Origin of the sequence: Sanguibacter biliveldensis, from assembly GCF_033798665.1 — a bacterium.
Taxonomy (GTDB): Bacteria; Actinomycetota; Actinomycetes; order Actinomycetales; family Cellulomonadaceae; genus Sanguibacter; species Sanguibacter inulinus.
The window spans coordinates 917,251-940,263 of record NZ_CP138359.1; the positions used below are offsets into that span (position 1 = coordinate 917,251).

General features: G+C 71.3%; 25 protein-coding genes. 13 read left to right on the forward strand and 12 right to left on the reverse strand.

Translation table 11 applies throughout. The annotated features are described in order from the left end of the window. Window positions 1-3: 3 nt before the first annotated feature. Both SANBI_RS03935 and SANBI_RS03940 read right to left on the reverse strand, forming a co-directional pair. Complete coding sequence (locus SANBI_RS03935; RefSeq protein WP_319159129.1) at window positions 4-297, reverse strand: hypothetical protein; 294 nt, start codon at window positions 295-297, stop codon at window positions 4-6. Further along, complete coding sequence (locus tag SANBI_RS03940; protein WP_319159130.1) at window positions 294-956, reverse strand: helix-turn-helix domain-containing protein; 663 nt, start codon at window positions 954-956, stop codon at window positions 294-296. The genes SANBI_RS03935 and SANBI_RS03940 overlap by 4 nt, the downstream gene beginning before the upstream one ends. Before the next feature lie 169 nt (window positions 957-1,125). On the opposite strand from SANBI_RS03940, the gene SANBI_RS03945 reads away from it, so the two are divergent. Continuing rightward, window positions 1,126-1,587, forward strand: coding sequence for a hypothetical protein (locus SANBI_RS03945; RefSeq protein ID WP_319159132.1), 462 nt, complete (start codon window positions 1,126-1,128; stop codon window positions 1,585-1,587). Window positions 1,588-1,646: 59 nt separating this feature from the next. Next, a complete protein-coding gene (locus SANBI_RS03950) occupies window positions 1,647-2,045 on the forward strand; it encodes a biopolymer transporter Tol (RefSeq protein WP_319159134.1) in 399 nt (132 codons plus the stop codon). Between the two features lie 70 nt (window positions 2,046-2,115). Here SANBI_RS03950 and SANBI_RS03955 read toward each other — a convergent pair whose 3' ends face one another. The 4 genes from SANBI_RS03955 to SANBI_RS03970 all read right to left on the reverse strand — a co-directional run bounded on the left by SANBI_RS03955 (window position 2,116) and on the right by SANBI_RS03970 (window position 7,497). Beyond that, window positions 2,116-3,813 (reverse strand): sensor histidine kinase, encoded by a 1,698-nt coding sequence (locus SANBI_RS03955; RefSeq protein WP_319159136.1) that lies wholly within the window; start codon window positions 3,811-3,813, stop codon window positions 2,116-2,118. Window positions 3,814-3,964: 151 nt separating this feature from the next. Next, window positions 3,965-5,620, reverse strand: a complete 1,656-nt coding sequence (locus SANBI_RS03960) for an FAD-binding dehydrogenase (RefSeq protein ID WP_319159138.1) — start codon at window positions 5,618-5,620, stop codon at window positions 3,965-3,967. A 105-nt stretch (window positions 5,621-5,725) separates the two neighbouring features. Beyond that, window positions 5,726-6,544 carry an ABC transporter permease subunit gene (locus SANBI_RS03965; RefSeq protein WP_319159141.1) on the reverse strand — a complete coding sequence of 273 codons (819 nt, stop codon included), beginning with the start codon at window positions 6,542-6,544 and terminating at the stop codon, window positions 5,726-5,728. Further along, complete coding sequence (locus SANBI_RS03970; RefSeq protein ID WP_319159143.1) at window positions 6,541-7,497, reverse strand: ABC transporter ATP-binding protein; 957 nt, start codon at window positions 7,495-7,497, stop codon at window positions 6,541-6,543. The genes SANBI_RS03965 and SANBI_RS03970 overlap by 4 nt, the downstream gene beginning before the upstream one ends. Window positions 7,498-7,847: 350 nt before the next feature. Here SANBI_RS03970 and SANBI_RS03975 point away from each other — a divergent pair, with 350 nt between their 5' ends. The 3 genes from SANBI_RS03975 (at window position 7,848) to SANBI_RS03985 (ending at window position 10,349) form a co-directional block, all read left to right on the forward strand. Beyond that, window positions 7,848-8,696, forward strand: coding sequence for a Bax inhibitor-1/YccA family protein (locus SANBI_RS03975; protein ID WP_319159146.1), 849 nt, complete (start codon window positions 7,848-7,850; stop codon window positions 8,694-8,696). A gap of 45 nt (window positions 8,697-8,741) precedes the next feature. Further along, on the forward strand, window positions 8,742-9,146 hold the full coding sequence (locus SANBI_RS03980) for an FKBP-type peptidyl-prolyl cis-trans isomerase (protein ID WP_056136675.1): 405 nt from the start codon (window positions 8,742-8,744) through the stop codon (window positions 9,144-9,146). Between the two features lie 225 nt (window positions 9,147-9,371). After that, window positions 9,372-10,349, forward strand: coding sequence for a hypothetical protein (locus tag SANBI_RS03985; RefSeq protein WP_319159150.1), 978 nt, complete (start codon window positions 9,372-9,374; stop codon window positions 10,347-10,349). A 62-nt stretch (window positions 10,350-10,411) separates the two neighbouring features. On the opposite strand, the gene SANBI_RS03990 is transcribed toward SANBI_RS03985, so the two are convergent. Further along, complete coding sequence (locus tag SANBI_RS03990; RefSeq protein ID WP_056136679.1) at window positions 10,412-10,819, reverse strand: DUF5997 family protein; 408 nt, start codon at window positions 10,817-10,819, stop codon at window positions 10,412-10,414. A gap of 40 nt (window positions 10,820-10,859) precedes the next feature. Here SANBI_RS03990 and SANBI_RS03995 point away from each other — a divergent pair, with 40 nt between their 5' ends. Then, the gene (locus SANBI_RS03995) at window positions 10,860-11,720 is read left to right on the forward strand and encodes a LysR substrate-binding domain-containing protein (RefSeq protein WP_319159154.1); all 861 of its coding nucleotides are present in this window, start codon (window positions 10,860-10,862) and stop codon (window positions 11,718-11,720) included. Window positions 11,721-11,771: 51 nt separating this feature from the next. Here the strand turns inward: SANBI_RS03995 and msrA are convergent, their stop codons facing one another. Continuing rightward, window positions 11,772-12,440 (reverse strand): peptide-methionine (S)-S-oxide reductase MsrA, encoded by a 669-nt coding sequence (gene msrA / locus SANBI_RS04000; protein ID WP_319159157.1) that lies wholly within the window; start codon window positions 12,438-12,440, stop codon window positions 11,772-11,774. Between the two features lie 235 nt (window positions 12,441-12,675). On the opposite strand from msrA, the gene SANBI_RS04005 reads away from it, so the two are divergent. Both SANBI_RS04005 and ilvA read left to right on the forward strand, forming a co-directional pair. Continuing rightward, entirely contained in the window at window positions 12,676-14,064 is a 1,389-nt protein-coding gene (locus SANBI_RS04005) for an AI-2E family transporter (protein ID WP_319159160.1), read from the forward strand. Then, window positions 14,051-15,301 (forward strand): threonine ammonia-lyase, encoded by a 1,251-nt coding sequence (gene ilvA / locus SANBI_RS04010; protein ID WP_319159162.1) that lies wholly within the window; start codon window positions 14,051-14,053, stop codon window positions 15,299-15,301. Before SANBI_RS04005 ends, ilvA begins: the two co-directional genes overlap by 14 nt. Window positions 15,302-15,519: 218 nt before the next feature. Here ilvA and greA read toward each other — a convergent pair whose 3' ends face one another. Further along, window positions 15,520-16,002, reverse strand: coding sequence for a transcription elongation factor GreA (greA, locus tag SANBI_RS04015; RefSeq protein ID WP_319159165.1), 483 nt, complete (start codon window positions 16,000-16,002; stop codon window positions 15,520-15,522). Between the two features lie 307 nt (window positions 16,003-16,309). After that, window positions 16,310-16,948 (reverse strand): DUF4307 domain-containing protein, encoded by a 639-nt coding sequence (locus tag SANBI_RS04020; protein ID WP_319159168.1) that lies wholly within the window; start codon window positions 16,946-16,948, stop codon window positions 16,310-16,312. Window positions 16,949-17,171: 223 nt separating this feature from the next. Between SANBI_RS04020 and mca the strand changes: the two genes are divergently transcribed. Genes mca through SANBI_RS04035 form a run of 3 tightly spaced genes read left to right on the forward strand, consistent with a single transcriptional unit; the run spans window position 17,172 to window position 19,268 of the window. Beyond that, entirely contained in the window at window positions 17,172-18,059 is an 888-nt protein-coding gene (gene mca / locus SANBI_RS04025; RefSeq protein ID WP_319159170.1) for a mycothiol conjugate amidase Mca, read from the forward strand. Further along, a complete protein-coding gene (locus SANBI_RS04030; RefSeq protein ID WP_056136695.1) occupies window positions 18,059-18,415 on the forward strand; it encodes a hypothetical protein in 357 nt (118 codons plus the stop codon). Before mca ends, SANBI_RS04030 begins: the two co-directional genes overlap by 1 nt. Before the next feature lies 1 nt (window position 18,416). After that, complete coding sequence (locus SANBI_RS04035) at window positions 18,417-19,268, forward strand: nitrilase-related carbon-nitrogen hydrolase (protein ID WP_319159172.1); 852 nt, start codon at window positions 18,417-18,419, stop codon at window positions 19,266-19,268. A gap of 55 nt (window positions 19,269-19,323) precedes the next feature. Here the strand turns inward: SANBI_RS04035 and trhA are convergent, their stop codons facing one another. Beyond that, the gene (gene trhA / locus SANBI_RS04040; protein ID WP_319159174.1) at window positions 19,324-20,055 is read right to left on the reverse strand and encodes a PAQR family membrane homeostasis protein TrhA; all 732 of its coding nucleotides are present in this window, start codon (window positions 20,053-20,055) and stop codon (window positions 19,324-19,326) included. A 272-nt stretch (window positions 20,056-20,327) separates the two neighbouring features. Here trhA and SANBI_RS04045 point away from each other — a divergent pair, with 272 nt between their 5' ends. Together SANBI_RS04045 and SANBI_RS04050 are read left to right on the forward strand one after the other, a co-directional pair. After that, window positions 20,328-21,089 carry an isoprenyl transferase gene (locus tag SANBI_RS04045; RefSeq protein ID WP_319159177.1) on the forward strand — a complete coding sequence of 254 codons (762 nt, stop codon included), beginning with the start codon at window positions 20,328-20,330 and terminating at the stop codon, window positions 21,087-21,089. A gap of 97 nt (window positions 21,090-21,186) precedes the next feature. Next, window positions 21,187-22,365 (forward strand): AAA family ATPase, encoded by a 1,179-nt coding sequence (locus SANBI_RS04050; RefSeq protein WP_319159179.1) that lies wholly within the window; start codon window positions 21,187-21,189, stop codon window positions 22,363-22,365. 127 nt (window positions 22,366-22,492) lie between these two features. On the opposite strand, the gene SANBI_RS04055 is transcribed toward SANBI_RS04050, so the two are convergent. Beyond that, window positions 22,493-22,906 carry a RidA family protein gene (locus tag SANBI_RS04055; protein ID WP_319159181.1) on the reverse strand — a complete coding sequence of 138 codons (414 nt, stop codon included), beginning with the start codon at window positions 22,904-22,906 and terminating at the stop codon, window positions 22,493-22,495. Between the last annotated feature and the right edge of the window lie 107 nt (window positions 22,907-23,013).

Genomic DNA, 23,013 nt, shown 5'->3' on the forward strand with positions numbered 1-23,013 from the left:
GCGTCAGGGTTCGAGGAACCCCGCCGCGCGCCGGTCCGCGTAGTGCTCGCGGGTCTGGGGGAGGTCCGACCATCCATGGACCGCGCCGCGGTGGCGCCGAGCAGGGCGGACGAGAGCGGCGTCGGCGCGCCGGACCGCTCGGCCCTCGCCCCAGGCGGCGACCGCCAGGCTCGCTCTCACCAGCAGGCCGGTCAGGCCGCGGGCGTGCAGGGCGGAGGGCGAGGGGAAGAGCGGGACGTGCTCGGCGGCGTGGAGCGTCCGGGGGCCGTGGAGCGGTCCGGCTGTGGCGGGGGTCATGGTGTCTCCTCGGAGAACATGAGGGGGAAGGCGTTGAGGTTCATCTGGATCGGCCGTGCCTCGGGTCGGTCGCGTCCCGCGCGGTAGCGGGCGACGACGCGCTGCGAGAGCTCGTGCAGCTCGGCGGAGATCTCTTCGAGCTCTTCCGCGGTGACCCGCAGGTTCACGGTCGTGACTGTGCTGGCCTCGGCCCAGTCTTCGGGGAGCTCGGTCGTGCCGTGCTCCACGTGCGCCATGAGGTGACGGTGCTGGGCCTGCACGAACTCCCGGTTGACGAGGGAGACCGCCTCGCGGTTGGCCGGGCTCGACTCCGACAACGACGCCGTCGGCACGGCGAAGCCACCCGGACGGGTCCGCCACCAGCGCTCGCGGGCCGTGCCGCGTCCAGGTTCCTCCTGGATGAAGCCGTGCCGCTCCAGCTGACGGAGGTGATAGCTGGTGGTGCCGCTCGACTCGCCGGTGAGGTGGGCGAGACCGCTCGCGGTGAGCGGCCCCCGCGACCCGAGGATCTCGAGCAGCTGGATGCGCAGTGGGTGCGCGAGACCTCGCAAGGACTCGATGTCCAGCATCCGCTGCTCAGCGGGGGCTGCCGACGTCGAGGGACCGGGGTCTGCGGCCGGTGCGTGCTCGGTGGTCGAGGGCTCGTCACGGGTGGTCATAGGTCGACTGTACGAGTGCAGAGGACTCTTTGCAAGGGTTTCTTTGCAAACGAGTCTCTGTATGTCGATGTGTGTGCGGCCAGGGGCCAGGGTCGTCGCGCCGGGAAAACTCGACGCCTCGAACGAGGCCCGCTCTACGCTGGTAGGTCACGACAGAGGAGATGTGCAGATGGGTATGCCCCCGCAGGTCCGGCGCGACGCCGTGGAGGTCACGGTCGACGGCAGGAGCCTCGTCCTGGTGGAGGACACCGACACCGACGGTGAGGACGGCGCGCCGCAGTCCGTCAGGCGATGGGCGAGAGATGCCGCCTCGGACGTCGAGGTCACCACCCTGACGACAGGTGCTCGGGTGCCCACGGCGTCGCTCGTGCAGGCGGAGGTCCTCGGGCTCGTGATGGTCCGAGGGATGGATCGCGCCGTCCCGCGCGACGAGCTCACGGCGGCGGTCCGCGACGCGGCGAGCATCGTCCCCGAGGCCCGGCTCGACGCCGTCGACCTCGACGGTTCACCTGCTGGAGCGCTCGTCGTCCAGGTCGACGGGTGCACCGTGGCTGGGCTGGTCGACGGTGCGACGACAGTGGTCGTGACGTCGACGGGCCCCGGTCGGCCGGGTGTCCGTCTCGCGGGTTGATTCCCCTGCGCTGCGCCCGCCGAGAGGCCGACGGCACGGAAGTGTGAGATCTCTGGACGATGACCTCCCACGACCAGACCTCTGAGGCCGAGGCCACGGGCACCTCGACCACATCCGCTCAGGAGACCCGGGGGACCGGCTCCTCGGTGCCCGACGAGGAGCGCTGGCTCGTGATCCACGGCAGGCGGTGGCGTCGGACCGACCCGAGCCTGCCCGCTGACGTCGTCGAGGCGCTCACCTCGCACCTCGGGAAGGGCCGGTCAGGCGTGCGGGCGGGCAAGAAGGCTGGTGACGACGAGCGGGTGGCCGCATCGCGTCGGCGGGTCGGGCTGGCGAAGGCTGGTCTCGGGGAGCGCGGTCCGTACTGGTGGGACGAGCCCGAGACCGCCCGGCTGGCTCGGGCCCGTGACGCCCTCCGTGAGCTCGAGGCGCTCGACGAGCACGCGCCGCCCGGCTAGCAGGACGACGCAGGTGCAGGCCCAGGCGCAGGACCGATGCGGTCCGCGCCCTCTTCGGTCCGCGCCCTCCTCAGTCCTCGACGACCCCGACGGGCAGCACCGCAGAGACCTTGGTGCCGCGCCCGAGCGCGCTGTCGATGCGGAGCTTGCCCCCGTGCGCCTCGACGATCGCGCGGCAGATCACCAGGCCCAGACCGAATCCCTGGATCCGGTTCTCACGGGCCGACTCCGCCCTGAAGAACTTGGTGAACATCTTGCCGAGGTCTGCCCGGTTCATGCCGATGCCCGTGTCGCTCACGGTGAGGACAGAGGCGTCGAGCACCGTCGAGGTCGCGACTGTCACCGACCCGCCCGCAGGGGTGTACTTGAGCGCGTTGGAGAGCAGGTTCTCGATCACCTGCGCCATGCGGCGACGGTCGATCTCCTGCGGGACTGTGGGGACGACGTTCGCCGTGAGACGGATCTGCGCCTCGTCGAAACGAGGTCGCGCGGCCTCGACAGCCTCGGAGACGAGCGTGCTGAGGGACGTCTCGTCCGTCGTGAGCCGCAGGGCGCCCGAGTCGATCTGCGCTGTCGTCAGGAGGTCGGAGACGAGGGAGAGCAGCTGCTCGGCGTTGCGCCGGGCGATCGACACGTACTCCCGGGTCTCGGGCGACAGCGGGTGGTCGCCCGCGCTGTCGTCCTCGGCGATCAGCTCGAGATATCCCATGATCGAGGTCAGGGGCGTGCGGAGCTCGTGCGAGACGGTCCCGACGAACCTGTCCTTCGACTCGATCGCCTCCATGAGCTCGGTGACGTCGTGGTGGGCGACGAGCGCTCCACGGTCGACCCCTGCGGAGTCGACGATCCTCACGATGTTGGCGGAGATCGCCCGCTGCCGTCCGCTCGGCAGGCCGAACCACATGAGCCGGCCTGTGGCCTGCTCACCCCGCCGTGCGAGGGCCGCCGGCATCAGCTCGCGCCCCAGGGGAGACGTGCGGTCCGCGGCGAAGACCGCCCGTGCGCCTGTCGAGGGCAGCGTGAGGTCGTAGAGCTCGCGCGTCGTCGTGTTCATCCGGATCGTCTCGCCCGAGGAGTCGATGGCGAGCAGACCTGTGTCGAGGGACTCGAGCATCGCGTCGAGCAGGAGCGACGTCGACTCGCTCTCGGTCAGCGCTGCGTCCAGGCGGGCGTGCTCGCGCTGCAGCTCGCGCTCCTGGAAGGCCGTGTGCTCTGTGATGACCACGACGGCGACGATCACGGCGGCCACGATGAGCGGCAGCAGGATCAGGCGGACCCCGACGTGCACGGTCAGCGCTGTCGACGTGGCGAGCTCGGGGACGACGGTGACCGCGACGGTCGCGGCCCCGGCGAGCGCCGCGCCGCGCCACAGGTAGGTGTGGGCGAGCCATGCGGCGGGGAACACCGAGAGGACCCCGAGGATGCCGAACTCCAGGTGCGTCCCGTACCGCAGCAGACCGATGGCTGCGAAGTCCACGAGGCAGATCACCACAGGTGCCCAGCGCGACCCGATACGACGGGCTGGCGCCCACCGCGCGTAGGCGCACCCGCCGAGGATGAGCAGGACCGACAGGACGATCGCCGGGTGGACGAGGATCTGCGAGGCCGCGACCGCGAAGAGCGCCACGACGAGCCCGACGACCAGGGTGAGGGGGATCTGGAGCGTCAGGAGCGAGCCGCCCGACGACCTCACGACCATGGACGCGAGCGCCGCCGACCACCGGGAGATCCCCGGAGGGTCTCCGACCACGGTTGCTAGCCCGCTCACTCGTCGCTCCTCGCGTCCAGACGACCGGTCTGCCGCTGCCCCACGACGTCGCGGCGGTCGTGGTCGACCGTCGTCACTCTCCGGTCCCATCGGCACGCGGACGCCGAGCGTGAGGGTCTGCGGGGGTGACGCAGGCCGTCGGGCCCTCGTCTCAGCCCACGGCGGCTGCTGCGGACCGTCCGGCGGCCCGCCCCGAGAAGAGGCACCCGCCGAGGAAGGTCCCCTCGAGCGACCTGTAGCCGTGCATCCCGCCACCCCCGAAGCCGGCGGCCTCGCCCGCGGCGTACAGACCGGGGACGGCTGCACCGTCGGCCCCGAGGACACGAGCGTCGAGGTCTGTCTCCAGGCCGCCGAGCGTCTTGCGGGTGATGACGTGCAGCCTGACGGCGACAAGAGGTCCGTCACGCTCGTCGAGCAGCGCCCGGGGCGTCGCGACACGGATCAGCCTGTCGCCGAGATAGGCGCGTGCCGCTCGCAGGGCCGTCACCTGGAGGTCTTTGCCGAAGGGGTTGGCCATCTCGCGGTCGCGCGCCTCGACCACCTCGCGCAGACCGGTCTCGGTGATGAGGTCGTTCCCGGCGACCCGGTTCATGCCCGTGGCGAGCTCGCCGAGGGTGCTGGCCACGACGAAGTCTTCGCCCTTCTCCTTGAAGGCCTCGACAGGCGGGGTGGCGCCCTTGGTCAGCCGGCCGAGCAGCTGGCGCACGCTGCGCCCGGTGAGGTCCGGGTTCTGCTCGGAGCCCGAGAGCGCGAGCTCCTTCTCGATGATCGCCTGGTTGAGCACGAACCAGCTGTGGTCGTAGCCGGTGGTCCGCAGGTGCGCGAGGGTGCCGAGGGTGTCGAAGCCCGGGAACAGCGGCACGGGTAGCCGGGCACCTGTCGCCTCGAGCCAGAGCGAGGACGGACCAGGCAAGATCCGGATCCCGTGACCGGGCCACACGGGGTCCCAGTTCTTGATGCCCTCGACGTAGTGCCACATCCTGTCCGCGTTGACCAGGCGTGCCCCGGCCTGCTGGCTGATGCCGATCATCCGACCGTCGACGCTCGCTGGGACCCCGGTGATCATGTGCTCGGGCGGTGTGCCGAGCCGTGCCGGCCAGGCCGCGCGGACGAGGTCGTGGTCGCCGCCGATCCCACCGCTCGCGACCACGACGGCCTGCGCGTCGACCGTGAATCCGCCGACGACCTCACGGCTGCTCGAGGCTCCGCGGGTGACGTCGCTCGGCGCGAGGACCGCGCCCTGGACCCCTGTCACCACACCGTCCTGGACGGTCAGCCCGTCCACCCGGTGCCTGAAGAGCACCTGGACCCGACCGGCGTGGACGTGGTCGAGGACCCGCCGGACGAAGGGCTCGAGGATGCCGGGTCCCGTGCCCCAGGTGATGTGGAACCTCGGGACCGAGTTGCCGTGGCCCTGGGCCGTGTACCCGCCCCGCTCGGCCCACCCGACCACGGGGAAGAACCGCACGCCCATGCCGTGCAGCCACGGGCGCTTCTCGCCCGCGGCGAAGTCGACGTAGGCGCGTGCCCACCGGCGCGGCCAGAAGTCCTCTGCTCTGTCGAAACCGGCCGACCCTGTCCAGTCCTGCCACGCGAGGTCGACCGAGTCGCGGATGCCGAGGCGTCGTTGCTCGGGCGAGTCCACGAGGAACAGACCGCCGAAGGACCAGTACGCCTGCCCGCCGAAGGACTGCACGGGCTCCTGGTCGAGGACTGTCACCGAGCGCCCGGCGTCGGCAGCCTCTGCGGCGGCGACCAGCCCGGCGAGGCCTGCGCCGACCACCACGACGTCTGCGGTTCGTGTCATGCCCGACAGCAGACCACCCCCTGGCCTCCCGTGACAAGAGGGGCGAGGGGGTGGTCTGCGGTGTAGACGAGCGCTGGCTGAGCGCCCCTGGGGACGGACCCGAGGTCAGGCGTCCCGGCGCTTGATGAGCACCGAGGCGATGACTGTCGCCACGACGGTCCAGATCACGAGGATGCCGAATCCGGTCCAGACGTCGTGGTACATGGTCCCTGCCTCGGAGAACACCGTCATCCCGGAGTCCGGGAGGTAGCGACCGATGGTCTTGACCCACTCCCACGGGATCGACACGAGGATCCCGGGGAGGATGAGGACGAGACCGACGATGATCGAGATGCCCGCCGCGGTGTTGCGCACGATCGCACCGACGGCCACCGCGAACATCGCCATCACGGCGAGGAACAGCGCCCCGCCGACGATCATCCGCAGGACCTGCGGGTCACCGAGCGACGCGGTCTGCGTCGACGGCAAGATCGCCTGGGCGAGGAAGAAGGCCGCGAAGAGCGCGACCAGCGAGACCACGAAGGACACGATGGCGATGACGAGCATTTTGGCGAGCAGCGCCGGGATGCGGGCCGGTGCCGCGCTGAGGGTCGAGCGGATCATCCCGGTGCTGTACTCAGAACCGATCGAGATGACACCGAGCACGACGATGACGAGCTGGCCGAAGCTGATGCCGAAGGTCGCCACGGACGCACCGAGCGGCAGCTCGCTCCCGAAGTCGGAGATGTCCTGCGAGCGGAGCGCGAAGGACATGAGGGCCGCGAAGCCCAGGACGATGAACACCATCACGGCGAGCGACCAGATGGTCGAGCGGACCGTGGTGAGCTTGATGATCTCGCTCTTGACCAGACGCGGGAACGTCACCTTGTAGCGCTCGGCCTTGGGGGTGGTCGCCGCGGTGCGGCTGAGTGTCTCGGTGCTCATCGGGTGCCTCCGGCGTGTGCTGCGGTCGTGGTGGCCTTCGCGCCCGAGGCGGTGGCCGAGTGGTATTCGACGGAGTCTGCGGTGAGCTCCATGTACGCCTCTTCGAGGGTCGAGCTCACGGGGGAGAGCTCGTGCAGGACGATGCCGGCCGCGGCCGCGGTCTCGCCGATCTGCGCAGACTGCGCGCCGTTGATGTACAGCAGACCGGGCTCGTCGCTCGTGATCTCGGCGCCTGTCGGGCGGAGCAGCTCGACGAGCTGTGCGGCCTGCGGGCTGCGCACGCGCACCCCGTTGCCCTTGGCGCGGGCGACGATGTCGGAGACCGGGGCGTCCGCGAGGATCTTCCCGCGGCCGATGACCACGACGTGGTCTGCGGTCTGGGCCATCTCGCTCATGAGGTGGCTCGAGAGGAACACCGTGCGGCCCTCGGCGGCGAGCGCCCGGGTCAGCTGACGGACCCAGACGACGCCCTCGGGGTCGAGACCGTTGACGGGCTCGTCGAGGAGCAGGGTGCGGGGGTTGCCCAGCAGGGCGACCGCGATGCCCAGGCGCTGGCCCATGCCGAGCGAGAACCCGCCGACACGCTTCTTGGCGACGCTCTCGAGGCCCGTCATCTCGATGACCTCGTTCACCCGTGAGAGCGGGATGCCGTGCGTCGCGGCCATGGCGCGCAGGTGGTTGTAGGCGCTGCGACCCGTGTGGACGGCCTTCGCGTCGAGGAGCGCGCCCACCTGGGTGAGCGGCGAGGAGTGCTGCGCGTAGGGCTTGCCGTTGACGGTGACCGACCCTGACGTGGGACGGTCGAGCCCGACGATGGCGCGCATGGTCGTCGACTTGCCGGCGCCGTTCGGGCCGAGGAACCCGGTGACGATCCCGGGGCGGACCGTGAAGGAGACTCCGTCGACCGCCGTCTTCTGCCCGTACCTCTTGGTGAGGTTCTGTACCTCGATCATCAGGTGCTCGTTCCTGTCGTGGTGGTTCAGGGTCAGGTCCACCGGTCCGGCTGCCGGTCCGGTGGCTGCTGCTGGTCCGAGCCTACGGAGAGGTGGGGTGCTGCGCCTACGGTCGTCCGGCCGATCCTCGTCCTGGCCGGTCGGCCGATCGGCTACAGGGAAGATGGTCCTCGAGGCGCCCAGCAGGCCGTCCGGTGGACACGTCCTGCACCGTTCGTCCACAGCGCAGCGGGAACGTTGGCGCTGCTCGGTGCGTTGACTACAGTGGAACGACGAGTCATCATCCGGCCAGCGAGAGCCCCTCGGCGGCGCCACGGCGTCGGACCGGAACCGCGACCAGGAGGTACCCAGTGGGAAGTCCCATCTTTGCCCGGAGCGACGTCTTCGGTGAGAAGGCGAACGCTTCAGGCCGCGCGCCTGCAGGCGCGCAGGGCCAGCAGGCTCAGTACGGTCAGCAGCAGTACGGGGCTGGTTACGCAGCGACCGACGCCGCGACCCTCAACACCATGTACAGCTCGCCGTCGGCCACGACGGCCGACACCGGGCGTCTGACCTACGACGACGTCATCGTCAAGACCGGTGGGCTGCTGGCCCTCCTCGTCGCCGTCGGTGCCGTCTCCTGGGTCATGCTCCCGCCCGCCTTCACCTTCATCGGTGCGATCGTCGGTCTTGTCCTCGGTCTGGTCAACGCCTTCAAGCGTGAGCCCAGCCCGGCCCTCATCGTCGCCTACACGGCTGCGCAGGGTGTGTTCCTCGGCGGCATCAGCAAGGTCTTCGAGGCGCAGTGGAGCGGCATCGTGCTCCAGGCCGTCCTCGCGACGGTCTGCACCTTCGCGGCGTGCCTCTGGCTGTTCCGCTCGGGCCGTGTCCGCGTGACCCCGCGCTTCACGCGCTGGCTGCTCTTCGCGATGGTCGGCTACCTCGTCTTCTCCCTCGTGAACGTCGTCATGATGTTCGCGGGTGTGGGCGACGGTGGTTTCGGTCCGCTCCGTGAGGGCCCGCTCGGCATCGCCGTCGGCCTCATCGCCGTCGGTCTCGCCTCCGCCTCGCTGATCGTCGACTTCGACGCGATCCAGCGCGGCGTGCGCAACGGCGTGCCCAAGAAGTACGCCTGGTCCGCAGCCTTCGGCCTGATGGTCACGCTCATCTGGCTCTACCTCGAGTTCCTGCGCCTCCTCGCGATCCTCCGCGGCGAGTAGCAGTCCTCGCACCCTTCGCACTCCCCACTCCTGAGAGGTACCCGCATGACGATCGAACTTCCCCAGGCCACCGGATCCTTCGGTGACAAGCCCCAGATCACCTTCCCGGCCGGCGGCGCCCCCGAGGGCCTGCACGTCCAGGTGCTGAGCCAGGGCGACGGGGCTGAGGTCGCTGCAGGCGACAACATCGTCGTGCACTACCTGGGCCAGTCCTGGGACGGCGGCGTCTTCGACAACTCCTACGACCGTGGTGCCACGATCGACTTCCCGATCGGCATCGGGGCTGTCATCGGCGGCTGGGACCAGGGTCTCGTCGGCCAGAACATCGGCTCGCGTCTCCTGCTCTCGATCCCGCCGGAGCTCGGCTACGGCTCGCGCGGCGTGCCGCAGGCCGGTATCGGCCCGGGCGCCACGCTCGTCTTCGTCGTCGACATCGTCGGCGTCGGCTGACCACCAGCACCACCTGGAACACCAGCACCACCCGCTCTGCACGCTCTGCACGTCTTGAGCCCAGGCAGCCACCCCTCGGTCGCGGGGGGCAGATGGCACACGAAGGCCGTCCTCTCCGGAGGGCGGCCTTCGTCGTCTGCTCGGTCCCTCGGCCGATCCGCGGCTCCCACGGAGTCAGCCCTCGGGCTGATGCGGGCAGGGCAGGTGGTCCGCCAGGATGGACCGGTGAGCACGAGACAGGGGAGCAAGGCTCGACGCGGCGTCGCGCTCGTGACGGCGCTGCTGCTCGGCATGCTCACGACCGGGTGCGGACCCGACCATCCGCTCGAGCGTCTGGCCGACGACAGGGCCGCCTCGGCCGACGTGGTGGTCGCTGCGGAGGCTTTCGCGGCTGTCCTCGCCGAGCTCGAGGACCAGGTCGGGGTGGCCACCGCTGCGGCGGGGGCACCGGCAGACGCCCGCTCGACCGTCGCAGCCCTGGTCGACCCGGAGATGGACCTCGGGAACCAGGCGCGGGCCTTCTTCGAGGGGCACACCTCGCAGGTCGAGCGAGAGACCCGGACCGTCGACCTCACCGACGCCGACGTGGCGGTGGTCGACGTCACCGAGGCCGACGACCAGGACGGGCCCGTGACCCTCGTGACCCTCGACACCGTCCGCACCCGAGTGGACGGGACCCCGACCACGACCCGGGCGTCCTACGCCCTCAGCTGGGGGTCGCCGGGCGACCCGACCCCCGGCTCGACGTCTGGTTCGTCCTCCGAGCCGACCGCCGGTGCGACAGGCGCCCAGGACCCTGTGGAGACCGGCGACCCGGGCGACGGGACGCCAGACGGCACGGGCACCCGCCTGGTCCTCGAGCAGGTCCGCGCCGTGCACGACGACGACGGTCACCACGCGCTGGTCGACCCGACCTCGGGTGACTCTGCTCTCGGGGTGGCGTCGGACTACGTGAGGGCGCTGCGCTCCGGGACCGACCGTGAGGTCGACGCCTTCGAAGGAGGTGTGCGCTCGTCGTCAGACCTGCGCGACGCGATGCGCAGCCGCCTGACAGCGTCGGGCCGGATGACGCCTGTCGAGGTGCCCTGCGGCCGGACGGGGTCCGTGCAGGTGGTCTACGTGATCCTCGACGGTGACGTGCCGCCGCTGCGCCTCGAGGTCGACGTGAGCGGGGACTCCCCGGTCGTCAACGCCTATCTCTGAGCTGTCGTGCCGGACCAGCTGATCGGTGGGCGCACGCCGTCGTGCGACCACCGGAGGCGAGGTCAGCGCTTGGCGGAGCGCTCGGCCTTCTCGGCGAGCTTGGCGTCACGCTCGCGCAGACGCTCTTCTTCTTCGCGGACCTTCGCCTGGACCTCGCGCTCGCGCACCAGCCAGTCGGGCTCGTCGTCGCGGATCTCGTTGATCTCGTCCGTGGTCAGGGCCTCGGTCACGCCACCGCGGGCGAGACCGGCGATCGAGACGCCGAGGCGTGCGGCGACAGTCGGGCGCGGGTGCGGCCCGTTGCGACGGAGCTCGACGAGCCACTCCGGCGGGTTGGTGGTCAGTGCGTTGAGCTCGTCGCGGGAGATGACCTTCTCCTGGAACTCGGCGGGTGTCGCAGGCAGGTACACGCCCAGCTTCTTCGCCGCTGTGGCGGGCTTCATGGTCTGCGGGGTCTTCTGGGACGTCATGCTCCAAGGGTATCGGTCTCAGGCCGGGTAGCCTGACTCCGTGCCTTCTGACCCGAGCCTCGACGACCCGCAGGTCCCCGAGGAGCAAGACTCCTCCGCGGACCAGCCCATCACCGAGCAGGCCGGTGGGCCGTCCTTCAGGCTCGCGATCGCGCCTGGCGTGACCCCTGCGAAGTGGGTCGGGGTGTGGCGGACCCGTCTCGCCGACGTCCCCCTCGAGCTCGTCCAGGTGGACGTCCTCGACCGCGGTGCCGTGGTGACGGACCGCACTGTCGACGCCGGGCTGCTGAGGCTCCCGCTCGGCAGAGAGGGCCTGAGCGTGATCCCGCTGTACACGGAGATCCCCGTGGTCGTGGTCCCGAAGGAGCACGTGGTCGCGGCCTTCGACGAGGTGAGCTCCGAAGAGCTCGCCGACGAGGTCTTCTTGCACCCCCTCGACGACCTGCTCGAGTGGGAGACGCTCCCGGGGACCCCGGCCCAGGAACGCCCCGTGACCACCGCGGCTGCCATCGAGCTCGTCGCCGCAGGGGTGGGCGTGGTCGTCGTGCCGCAGTCTGTCGCGCGCCTGCACCACCGCAAGGACCTCACCTACCGTCCGGTGTCCGACGGCCCGCAGTCGAGGATCGGCTTCGTGTGGCCCGAGGACGAGACGACCGAGCTCGTGGAAGAGTTCATCGGCATCGTCCGCGGACGCACCGCGAACAGCTCACGCGGGCGAGCGGCACAGCAGGACGCCGCGAAGAGCTCGGGCGACCAGCAGGCCAAGCCGCGCACCAAGGCGCAGGAGAAGGCCGCCGCAGCCCGGCGCGAGACCGACCGCAAGGCCGCCGCGGCCCGCAAGGCGGGGACCCGCGGCGGCAAGCTCACCGGCAAGCGCCTCGGCAAGCGCGGGAACCGCTAGGCTCCACCGCCCCCTGGGCCGCCGCCCAGGGGCAGCGGCTCGGAAGGAGCGTCAGGCGTCTGCGGGCTGGCAGGCGACGCCTGTCGAGTGAACGGGGCAATAGCCGCCAGGGTTCTTGTCGAGGTACTGCTGGTGGTAGCCCTCGGCGTAGTAGAAGGGGCCGGCCGCCTCGGCAGGGCGCAGGTCTGTGGTGATCTGGCCGAAGCCGCGCGCCGTGAGGTTCTGCTGGAACACGTCGAGCGTCGTGCGTGCGGCGACCTCCTGCTCGGGCGTGGTCCAGTACACGGCAGACCTGTACTGCGTCCCGACGTCGTTGCCCTGGCGGAAGCCCTGGGTCGGGTCGTGAGACTCCCAGAACATCCGCAGGATCTCGGTGTCGCTGACGACAGCGGGGTCGTAGGCGACGAGCACGGTCTCCGTGTGGCCTGTCATGGCCGTGCAGACCTCTTCGTACGTCGGGTTCTGGGTGAACCCGCCCTGGTAGCCGACGGCCGTCGTGACGACGCCGGGCAGCTGCCAGAACTCCTTCTCGGCGCCCCAGAAGCAGCCGAGGCCCAGGTACAGCACCCGCGTGCCCTCGGGCCACGGGCCGGCGAGCGGGGTGCCCAGGACGGTGTGGGTCTCGGGGACGGAGTACAGGGCGTCGGCGCGGCCAGACAGGGCGCGCTCGGGCGTGACCATGGTCGTCTTGAGGGACGAGCCGAACAACGAGCCGAACATGCGGGCCTCCAACTGGGTGCGACGGGTAGGGAGAGCTCCCCGCGAGCGTCAACACCCGGGGTGTTCGCAGTGTTCCCGGCGCCCGTCCGACGTAGCCTTGCCTCGGTACCACGTCGGGCGCTCGCGGGCGCGAGGCGTGGACCAGCCCCCGGGGCAGCGCCCCGCGCACCTAGTCTCAGAGCCGGCCGACCCATCGGCCGCCCTCCGACCACGCACGACGAGAGGTCTCCAGCACATGAGCGACTCCGGGCGCCCAGCACAGCAGCCCAGCAGCCCCGACGCGTCCGGCACCGTCGACGACGGTGCGCACGCGGTCCGCGTGACCTCGACGACCCTCGCGTCGTCGACGGCCGCGCGTCCTCGAGACGCCGAGTCGTCGGTCGTGACGCACAGCGTCCAGGCCGCCGCGTCGTGGGCGTGGAGGTTCCTCGCGATCGCCGCGGCGCTCGCGGTGGTCTTCTCGCTCGTCGCGTACCTCAAGGTCGTCATCATCCCGGTCGCGGTCGCCCTGCTGCTCACGGTGCTGCTGCAGCCGGTCTCGAGCTTCTTGCGTCGCCGCGCGAGGTTCTCGCCGGCCCTCGCTGCCGCGACCTCGGTGATCTTGCTCGTCGCCGGGATCGTGCTGCTCGTGGTCGTCGCGGGGCGCTCGATCGTCTCGGGCATCAGCGACCTCAGCGACCAGGCCGTCCAGGGCTTCCAGAAGGCCCTCACGTGGCTGGCCGACGGCCCGCTGCACATCGACAACGAGGCGCTCAACGGCTACCTCGACAGCGGGCTCGCAGCCCTCGAGGAGAACTCCTCGGCGCTGCTGTCCGGTGCCCTGTCGGTCACCACGACTGTCGGTCAGGTGCTCGCCGGCGCAGTCATCGCGCTGTTCTGCACGCTGTTCTTCCTCATGGACGGACGCCGCATCTGGTCGTGGCTCGTCGGCCTGCTGCCGCGCAGCGCCCGTGAGCGCACGCACCAGGCCGGTCGTCGTGGACTGGTGACCCTCGCGTCCTACGCCCGCACGCAGATCCTCGTGGCCTTCATCGACAGCGTCGGCATCGGCATCGGGGCCGCGATCATCGGCGTCCCGCTCGCGCTGCCGCTCGGTGTGCTCGTGTTCATCGGTTCGTTCATCCCCTTCGTCGGCGCGATCGTCACCGGCTCGATGGCTGTCCTGGTCGCGCTCGTCGCGCTCGGGCCCTGGCAGGCGCTCATCATGCTCGGTGTCGTGCTGCTGGTGCAGCAGATCGAGGGCAACGTCCTCCAGCCGTGGCTGATGGGGCACGCGGTCTCGCTGCACCCTGTCGCGGTCCTGCTCGTCGTGACCGCCGGGACGCTCACCGCCGGGATCGTCGGTGCGCTCTTCGCGGTGCCGATCGTCGCGGTGCTCAACACGGTGTTCTTGTACTTCCACGGGCACGACAAGTTCCCCGAGCTCGGCTTCGACGACCACGTCGACGTCAGGCCCTCAGGGCGTCGGTCGGTCATGGTGATGAGCGCGGAGAACATGCTCTCCGCGGGCGTCCCCGCGACGACCCGGACCACCACGGCGACCGAGACCGTCACGACGACGGAGACGACGTCGGGACCGGCCTCCGCCCCCGACCTGAGCAAGGGTGACCGTGACGACCACTGACCTGTCGACGGTGCCCGAGCGACCCCACCACGAGCTCCCGGTCGGGATCGAGGACATCCGTGACGCCGCCCGCGCGCTCGAGGGCGTCGCGACGGTCACCCCCGTCGAGCGCAGCAGCGCGCTCGCCGGGATCGTGGGTGCGCCTGTCTACCTCAAGTGCGAGAACCTCCAGCGCTCCGGGTCCTTCAAGATCCGCGGCGCCTACGTGCGCATGTCACGCCTGGACGCCGACGAGCGTGCCCGCGGGGTCGTGGCGGCGAGCGCCGGCAACCACGCGCAGGGTGTCGCGCTCGCCGCGCGGCTGCTCGGCATCCGCGCCGTGGTCTACATGCCGACCGATGCTGCGCTCCCCAAGGTCGCGGCGACCCGGGAGTACGGGGCCGAGGTCCGGCTCGTCGGGACCACGGTCGACGACGTGCTCACGGCGGCCCGCGAGGAGTCCGAGCGCTCAGGCGCCGTGCTCATCCACCCCTTCGACCACGTCGACGTCGTGGCCGGGCAGGCGACCGTCGCCCTCGAGATCCTCGAGCAGGTCCCCGACGTCAAGACGATCGTCGTGCCTGTCGGCGGGGGTGGGCTCGGGGCCGGTGTCGTGGCCGCGATGGCTGCGGTCGCCCCGCACGTGCGCGTCGTGGGGGTCCAGGCGGCCCGTGCAGGGGGTTACCTCCAGTCCCTCGCGGCCGGAGAGCCCGTCAAGACCGTGACGGCCTCGACGATGGCCGACGGCATCGCCGTGAGCACACCGGGTGCCGTGCCCTTCCAGATCATCAAGGACGGTGGCGGTCACATCCGCACGGTGTCCGAGGAGGACATCTCCCGCGCGCTGCTCTTCGTCGCGGAGCGCGCCAAGCTCATCGTCGAACCGGCCGGGGTGGCTGGGGTCGCGGCGCTCATGGCGCACCCCGAGGAGTACGAGGGACCTGTGGTCGCCGTGCTCTCGGGCGGCAACATCGACCCTCTCGTGCTGCTGCGCGTGCTGCGTCACGGGCTCGCCGCGGCCGGTCGGTACATGCAGCTGCGGGTGCGGCTCGTCGACAGGCCCGGCGCCCTCGCCGACCTGCTGCAGGACCTCGCCCGCTCGGGCGGGAACATCATGCACGTCGACCACGTGCGCACGGGCGTCGACCTCGCGATCGACGAGGTCGAAGTCACCATGCAGGTCGAGACCAAGGGGCCCGAGCACTGCGCGGCGCTCCTCGACCACCTGCGGGGCGAGGGGTACAGGCTCTCCGAGTGAGGGGCAGGGCGCCGGGGGCGCCCCCGCTGCCTAGGCGTCCGGTGTCTGACGGCTCGGCTGGCTGACGTGCGCGGTGCCTGCCCGGCTCCGTTCGCGCGACGCCACAGCAGACGACAGGAGGGGCCGCACCGTCTGGTGCGGCCCCTCCTGTCGTCTGGCGGGGACCTGGCTGCTGCCCGGCCTCGTGACCGAGCCGTCGGGCTCGGTCACCCGAGGAGTCAGCCGCTGTACGGCTTGGCGTCCTTGATCGAGACCGCGATCTCCTTGCCGTTGGGCGCTGTGTACGAGGCGGTCTCGCCGACCTTCTTGCCGAGGATCGCGGCGCCGAGCGGCGACTTCTCGGAGTAGACGTCGATGTCCGTCGTGTCGGCGATCTCGCGCGAGCCGAGCAGGAACACCATCTCGTCTCCGGCGACCTCGGCGGTCACGACCATGCCCTGCTCGACGACACCGTCGTCGGGCGGGGTGCCGATGCGCACAGACCGCAGCTTCTCCGTGAGCTCGCGGATGCGGGCCTCGTTCTTGGCCTGCTCCTCGCGTGCCGCGTGGTAGCCGCCGTTCTCCTTGAGGTCGCCCTCGTCGCGGGCTGCCGCGATGCGGTCGGTGATGTCCGTGCGGCCCTCACCCGTCAGGTGCGCGAGCTCAGCCTGGAGTCGGTCGTGTGCCTCCTGGGTCAGCCAGGTGACGTCGTTCTCTGCCACAGGTCGCTCCTTCCTTGTCACGGACGCGTGGTGCGCGGCCGCGATGACTCGAGTGGTGGGTTGCCCAGGCGCGGGCCTGTCGGCACAGCGAGCACGTGGGCAGGGACCCGTCGATCGTCTGCGTCAGCTGGTGACGTCAGTGGCTCCCGGCTTCAGTGCGCCTGAGCACGATCGGCACGAGCCGGGTCAGCGTCTGAATCCGTCAGTATAGCAATGCAGAAGAACCGGGCACGGCATCGGACCGGCCGGGACGGACGATCAGCCGGTCAGGCGGGACGGGTCAGCCAGCCGACCGGCTCGCCGAGGGTCAGTCGACCAGCACGCACTCGTCGACCACGGCGGTCACCGCGAGCTCAGTCGTCGCGATGGTCGTGGTGTAGCGGGCCTCGGAGACCTCCGCGGGGCCGATCGTCACCTCTTTGGTGCCCACCTGCGCGTAGTTCTCGTTGAGCGCCTCGACCGTGCACACGACGGTCGAGTCCTCGGGCTTGGCGACGTCGAAGGTGATGTCGACGGCCTCGGGCCCCTTCACCGAGTACCCGAAGTCCTTGCCGCGGACCGTGCTGGCCGTCGGGCCCATCGTCACCCAGGCGATCGAGAGGACCGCGACGGTCACGGCGGCGACGGCCAGGCGGACCTGCGTGGTCCTGCTGATCCCGCGGCGCGTGTCGTAGCGGCCCGAGGCGACGGGCGCTGCCGAGCCCGCGGCGGTGCCGGAGGCCTCGTCGTCGGTGAGCCGGACCGGTCGGGTCGAGCCGGCCGGTCGGGCAGAGCCGACCGGGCGGGCGGGCGCTGCATCGCGCGGGGAGCCGGGGCGGCCCTCAGTCTGGAGACCGGTGTCCGGTGCTGAGGTCTCCCTGTCGGCGGGACCGGCCGCTGCGGTCGGCTCGGTGGGGGAGTCGTGACGGCGCGCGTCGTCCGGTCGGGTGCTCGGGTGCTCGGTCACGGGTGCGCCTCTCCGGCGTCGGTGGTGCGGTCGGTGTGACGACGTCGAGGCCCGCTCGGGCGGTCGGTGTCGGTCATCGATGGGATCATGGTCGTTGTCGATTATTGTCGCGAACGGCGCACAGCCGAAATCCACGGGTGCGTCTGCACGCGCACGGTCGCGCGCACGCACTCAGGCACACACACGCACTCACGCACACACAGGCGAACCCTAGGAGGACGCGGTGACCACAGCACCGTTGCGGCTCATGGCCGTGCATGCTCACCCCGACGACGAGTCGAGCAAGGGAGCAGCCACCACGGCGCGCTACGCCGCGGAGGGCGTCGAGGTGCTGGTCGTCAGCTGCACCGGCGGGGAACGGGGGAGCATCCTCAACCCGAGCTACGGGCGCGAGATCACCGACCTCGACGAGATGCGTGAGGTCCGCACGGTCGAGATGGCCGAGGCCGCCCGGGCTCTCGGGGTCCAGCACCGCTGGCTGGGTTTCGTCGACTCGGGGCTGCCCGAGGGCGACCCGCTGCCGCCGCTGCCCGAGGGCTGCTTCGCGCTGACACCGCTCGAGGAGGCCGCCGCGCCGCTCGTCGAGCTGGTCCGGGAGTTCAGGCCCCACGTGATCACCACCTACGACCCGACCGGCGGCTACCCCCACCCTGACCACATCATGTGCCACAGGGTGTCGAAGGAGGCCTTCGACACCGCGGGCGACGCCGAGCGCTACCGCGGTCGCGGGGAGCCCTGGACGCCGCTCAAGCTCTACTACAACCACGGCTTCTCGATGGCCCGCATCCGTGCCGTCCACGAGGCGATGCTCGGAGCCGGGCTCGAGTCGCCCTTCGGCGAGTGGGTCGAGTCCCGCGCCGCCCGCGAGATCCCCGAGCGCGAGGTGACCACCCGGGTCCCCGTCGCGGACTACTTCGACGCCCGCGACGCGGCCCTGCGCGCGCACGCCACGCAGATCGACCCCGACGGGTTCTTCTTCGCGGTCCCGCGCGACCTCGAGCTCGACGAGTGGCCCTTCGAGGAGTACGAGCTCGCCCAGTCGCGCGTCGCCACGACGCTGCCCGAGGACGACCTGTTCGCCGGGATCCGCACGCACGAGGAGACGCACTGATGACGCTCGCCGCAGGCACGCTCACCGTGGTCGACCCCGTCGAGGCGGCTGCCCTCGGGTACGCCCCGGCGTCCTCTGCAGCGGTCACGGCGTCGACCACCACAGACCCCGAGCCCGCCACCACCTCGACCACGCCGGGGATCCCGACGATGCGCCCCGACCTCGAGGTCACGGACGTCTCGCCCGGGCTCGCAGGCTTCCTCGCGATCTTCGTGGTGGCTGTCGCCGCGATCCTGCTGATGCTCTCGATGACCCGCAAGCTGCGCAAGGTGAACCACTCCCAGGGCGCCGACCCGCAGGCCTCGGCGGTCTTCGACGACAGGATCAGCTCCGACCAGCGCACCGACCGGGGCTGACGTGCGCGTCACCATCGCCCAGACCGAGGTGAGCGGGGACCACTCCGCCAACCTCGTCGTCGTGCGGCACGCGGTCGCCGAGGCGCTGCGGGTGTCGAGCGACCTGCTCGTCCTGCCCGAGTACGCGAACGGCTACGACCCTGCCGGGGTAGGCGCCGAGCACGCCGAGACCCTCGACGGGCCCTTCGTCAGCACGCTGCGCGAGCTCACCTCCCGGCAGGTCGCCTCGGGCGGTGCCGTCGAGGGTGCGACCCGCACGGGCGGCCCGCTGACCGTGGTGGCCGGGATGGTGCTCGCGGCGACCGACGGAGGTCTGCCGGGCAACGTCGTCGTCGTGGTCCGTGGCAGCGAGGTCGTCGGGACGTACCGCAAGGTGCACCTCTACGACGCCTTCGGTCACCGCGAGTCCGACCGTCTCGCTGCGGGGGACCCTGCGGCGGCGCCCCTGGTCGTGACCGTCGCCGGTCTGCAGGTCGGCGTGATGACCTGCTACGACCTGCGGTTCCCCGAGAGCGCCCGCCGTCTTGTCGACGCTGGCGCGCAGGTGCTCGTCGTCCCGGCGGCGTGGGCAGCGGGGCGCGGCAAGGTCGAGCAGTGGCGGATCCTCGCGCAGGCCCGCGCGATCGAGAACGTCAGCGCCGTGGTGGCCGTGGGCCAGGCTGGCAAGGGGGTCTCCGGGCACTCGCTGCTGGTGGGTCCCGACGGCTCGGTCGCGATCGAGCTCGGCGACACCCCGGCGTACCGGACCGCAGACGTCGACCCCGATGGCGTGGCCGTCGAGCGTGACCGCAACCCCTCGCTGGCGAACCGCCGCTACACGACGGTCCCGGCCGACCCGTCGCAGCAGGCCTGACCCGGCGGCCGGGTCTCCCCGGCGGGTGTGTCGGGCGTGACGCTGGAGCGAGGGGTCAGCGGACGATGAGGACGGCGACGAGGATCGCCGCGTAGTGGCAGCCGTAGCCAACCACGGTGAGCACGTGGAAGATCTCGTGGAAGCCGAACCACTGCGGGCTCGGGTTGGGGCGCTTGAGGCCGTAGACGAGGGCTCCGACGCTGTACGCGAGACCGCCGACCGCCACGAGCCACACGATCGCCGGGCTCCCGTTGCTGGCGAACTGGGGCATGTAGAAGACGGCCACCCAGCCGAGCGCGATGTAGACGGGCACGTAGACCCAGCGCGGCGCGCCGATCCAGATCATCCGCGCGGCGAGCCCGAGCAGCGCCCCGGCCCAGACGGTGACGAGCAGCGTGACCGCCGAGGCCTTCGGCAGCAGCAGGACCGCGAGGGGCGTGCACGTCCCGGCGATGATGAGGAAGATGTTCGAGTGGTCTGCCCGGCGCAGCGCGGCGTGCACCCGGGGGGACCAGGTCCCGCGGTGGTAGACCGCCGAGGTGCCGAAGAGCAAGATCGCGGTGAAGCCGAAGATCGCCGTGGACACCTTGCCGGCGACGGGCGGGGCGAGCACGACGAGGACGATGCTGGCGACCAGTGCCACGGGGAACGTGCCAGCGTGGATCCATCCGCGCAGCCGTGGCTTGATGGCGTCGACGACGGCCTCGGCAGCGTCTGCGACACGCTCGAGCGGGCCGTCGGGCTCGGTGGACGGGCCGGGTGCGTCGGCCGGGGAGGTCTTGGCCATGAGGGGCTCCTGGTGGTCGTCGGTGCTCGCGGCGCTGCTCGGGGTGGCGCACCGAGGCGGGGTGCTCCGGGGTTCTCGGCGGACGGGCAAGGGGCGCTGCAGAGGGTGCTGCAGGCACCCGTCCGGCCATCCCCGACCCTAACCTACGCTGCCGTAGGTTAGCCGCCGTGGGCCCGGTGTCCTGTGAAGACATCTTCGCCGACGCTGCGCATCTCCCACCACCGCCTCCGGTACCGTGGAAACACTGTCCTGTCTCTCCCGGAGGAATCCGCGTGCGCATGCCCCACCTGCTCTACGGGCTCTACGAACGACGCGTCGCCGCAGCGCTCTCCTCGCAGCCGCTCCCGCGCCACGTCGGCGTGATCCTCGACGGCAACCGTCGGTGGGCCAAGTCCTTCGGCGAGCCCGCGGCCCACGGCCACCGCCGCGGCGCCGACCGCATCGAAGAGTTCCTCGGCTGGAGCGAAGAGCTCGGCATCGAGGTCGTCACCCTGTGGATGCTCTCGACGGACAACCTGTCCCGCGGGGCCGAAGAGCTCGACGCCCTCCTCGGGATCATCGGCGACTCGGTCGACGCCCTGTCCCGCAGCCGGCGCTGGCGCCTGCGCGTGGTGGGCCGCCTCGACCTGCTGCCCGAGGCCTTCGCCGACCGTCTGCGCGCCGCCCAGGCTCAGACCGACGACGTCGAAGGGCTCCAGGTCAACGTCGCGATCGGCTACGGCGGACGCCACGAGATCGCCGACGCGGTCCGTGCCTTCCTCACCGAGCGCGCCGCCGCCGGGGACACCCTCGACGAGGTCGCGGCCGCGATCGACGTCGACCACATCGGCCAGCACCTCTACACCCGCGGCCAGCCCGACCCGGAGCTGGTCATCCGCACCTCGGGCGAGCAGCGTCTCGGCGGGTTCTTGCTGTGGCAGTCGGCTCACTCGGAGTTCTACTTCTGCGAGGCCTACTGGCCCGACTTCCGCAGGGTCGACTACCTTCGCGCGCTGCGCGCCTACTCCCAGCGGGAACGCCGCCTCGGGCGCTGACGAGCGCTGCTGGGCGCTGACGGGGCTGCCGGGCGCAGGCAGCCGCCGGTGGCTGGTGCCGGTGCCGGGTGTCACCGCCACCTCGTAGGCTCTGCCCATGATCCAGACCGTCGCCGTCGAGGGCTACCGCACGCTGCGCGACCTCGTGGTCGACCTCGGGCAGCTGACCGTGGTCACCGGGGCCAACGGGAGCGGCAAGTCGAACTTCTTCAGGGCGCTCAGGCTGCTCGCCGCGTGCGGTCAGGGGCGCGTGGTCGGCGCGCTGGCTGCCGAGGGCGGACTGCCCTCGACTCTGTGGGCGGGCCCGCAGCACGGGACGCGGCCGGGCGGGATCACCGAGGGGACGCGTCGGACGGGTCCTGTCGCGCTGCGCCTGGGCTTCAGCGGACCTGACCTCGGGTACGCGATCGACCTGGGTCTGCCGCAGACCAGCCAGGACTCGCCCTTCGCCCTCGACCCGGAGATCAAGACCGAGACGGTCTGGTCGGGCGGCGTGCTGCGCCCCGCGACCCTCCAGGCGGAACGGCGCCGAGGGCACGTGCGGACCCGCGACGACGCGGGCCGCTGGACGGAGTCGAGCCGCGACCTGCGGACCTCGGAGTCGATGATCGACGAGTTCGTCGACGACACCGGTGCCCCGGAGATGCTCCGGGTGCGCCGCGACCTGCGGGACTGGCGGTTCTACGACCAGTTCCGGACCGACCCGCACGCCCCGGCCCGCGCAGCGCACATCGGCACGCAGACGCCCGTCCTGGCCGACGACGGGGCGGATCTCGCCGCAGCCCTCGCGACCATCCAGTGGATGTCTGCCGACGGAGAGCTCGAGCGAGCCGTCGACGACGCCTTCCCGGGCTCCGAGCTCCAGGTGACCTCCGACGCGGGGCTCTTCCGTCTCGCGCTGCACCAGCCTGGTCTGCTCCGCCCGCTGTCGACGGCCGAGCTCTCGGACGGGACGCTGCGCTACCTGCTGCTGCTCGCAGCCCTCGGCTCGCCCCGGCCGCCCGAGCTGCTGGTGCTCAACGAGCCCGAGACGAGCCTGCACCCGGACCTGCTGCCCGCCCTCGCGCGCCTCGTGCTCGCGAGCGCCGAGCGGACGCAGACAATCCTCGTGACGCACTCGCAGATCCTCCTCGACGCCCTCGACGAGGAGCGTCGCAGGCAGCGTTGGCGGCCGAGCGTCGAGCGGGTGCACCTCGTGAAGTCGGTCGGTGAGACGCTCGTCGACGGCCGGGAGGGCCCGCTCGACAGCCCGCGCTGGGCGTGGGCCAAGCGCTGAGCCTGCGTGCGCCGACCGCCGCATCGTGCCTGGCGGCATCGAGCCGGCACGACCGTGCTCGGCACGAGACCGTGCCCGCAGTGTCGCGTCCGCTGGCCGGGCGACGCCGCGACCCGAGGCTGCGACGTCAGTCGGTGATCGCGAAGGCGTCGATCTCGACGAGCATCTCCTCGCGCGGCAGGCCTGTCATCACCGTCGTGCGGCTGGGCAGGACGCCTGAGGGGCAGTGCTGCGCGACGAAGGCTCCGTAGGCCTCGTTCATCGCGGCGAAGTCGTCACGCGTCGTGAGGTAGACGCGCAGCATGACGACGTCGTCAAAGCTCGCTCCCGACGCCTCGACGATCGCCCGGACGTTCTCGAGGGTCCGGGTGGTCTGCGCGGCGACGTCGCCCGGGAACAGGTACTCGCTGGTCTCGGGGTCGACGGGGCCCTGCCCCGATACCTGGACGAAGGGACCCTTGCGGACCCCCTGGTGGAAGGTGTGCGCGGGCGCCGGGGCGTGCGGGGTGCTGATGGGGGTCTTGGCTGCGGGGGTGGTCATCGAGACTCCTCGGGGTGCGGGGTGCGGGGTGCGGGGTGCGGGGTGCGGGGTGCGGGGGGGATCGTGTGACACGGACAGGCACAGGGGCAGACGGAGGGCGTCCTCTG

Bases quoted from the DNA above. Each gene is read 5' to 3' on its own strand.
- SANBI_RS03935 (WP_319159129.1), bottom strand. From the start codon at position 297: ATGACCCCCGCCACAGCCGGACCGCTCCACGGCCCCCGGACGCTCCAC.
- SANBI_RS03940 (WP_319159130.1), bottom strand. From the start codon at position 956: ATGACCACCCGTGACGAGCCCTCGACCACCGAGCACGCACCGGCCGCA.
- SANBI_RS03945 (WP_319159132.1), top strand. From the start codon at position 1,126: ATGGGTATGCCCCCGCAGGTCCGGCGCGACGCCGTGGAGGTCACGGTC.
- SANBI_RS03950 (WP_319159134.1), top strand. From the start codon at position 1,647: ATGACCTCCCACGACCAGACCTCTGAGGCCGAGGCCACGGGCACCTCG.
- SANBI_RS03960 (WP_319159138.1), bottom strand. From the start codon at position 5,620: ATGACACGAACCGCAGACGTCGTGGTGGTCGGCGCAGGCCTCGCCGGG.
- SANBI_RS03965 (WP_319159141.1), bottom strand. From the start codon at position 6,544: ATGAGCACCGAGACACTCAGCCGCACCGCGGCGACCACCCCCAAGGCC.
- SANBI_RS03970 (WP_319159143.1), bottom strand. From the start codon at position 7,497: ATGATCGAGGTACAGAACCTCACCAAGAGGTACGGGCAGAAGACGGCG.
- SANBI_RS03980 (WP_056136675.1), top strand. From the start codon at position 8,742: ATGACGATCGAACTTCCCCAGGCCACCGGATCCTTCGGTGACAAGCCC.
- SANBI_RS03990 (WP_056136679.1), bottom strand. From the start codon at position 10,819: ATGACGTCCCAGAAGACCCCGCAGACCATGAAGCCCGCCACAGCGGCG.
- msrA (WP_319159157.1), bottom strand. From the start codon at position 12,440: ATGTTCGGCTCGTTGTTCGGCTCGTCCCTCAAGACGACCATGGTCACG.
- SANBI_RS04005 (WP_319159160.1), top strand. From the start codon at position 12,676: ATGAGCGACTCCGGGCGCCCAGCACAGCAGCCCAGCAGCCCCGACGCG.
- SANBI_RS04030 (WP_056136695.1), top strand. From the start codon at position 18,059: ATGACGCTCGCCGCAGGCACGCTCACCGTGGTCGACCCCGTCGAGGCG.
- trhA (WP_319159174.1), bottom strand. From the start codon at position 20,055: ATGGCCAAGACCTCCCCGGCCGACGCACCCGGCCCGTCCACCGAGCCC.
- SANBI_RS04050 (WP_319159179.1), top strand. From the start codon at position 21,187: ATGATCCAGACCGTCGCCGTCGAGGGCTACCGCACGCTGCGCGACCTC.
- SANBI_RS04055 (WP_319159181.1), bottom strand. From the start codon at position 22,906: ATGACCACCCCCGCAGCCAAGACCCCCATCAGCACCCCGCACGCCCCG.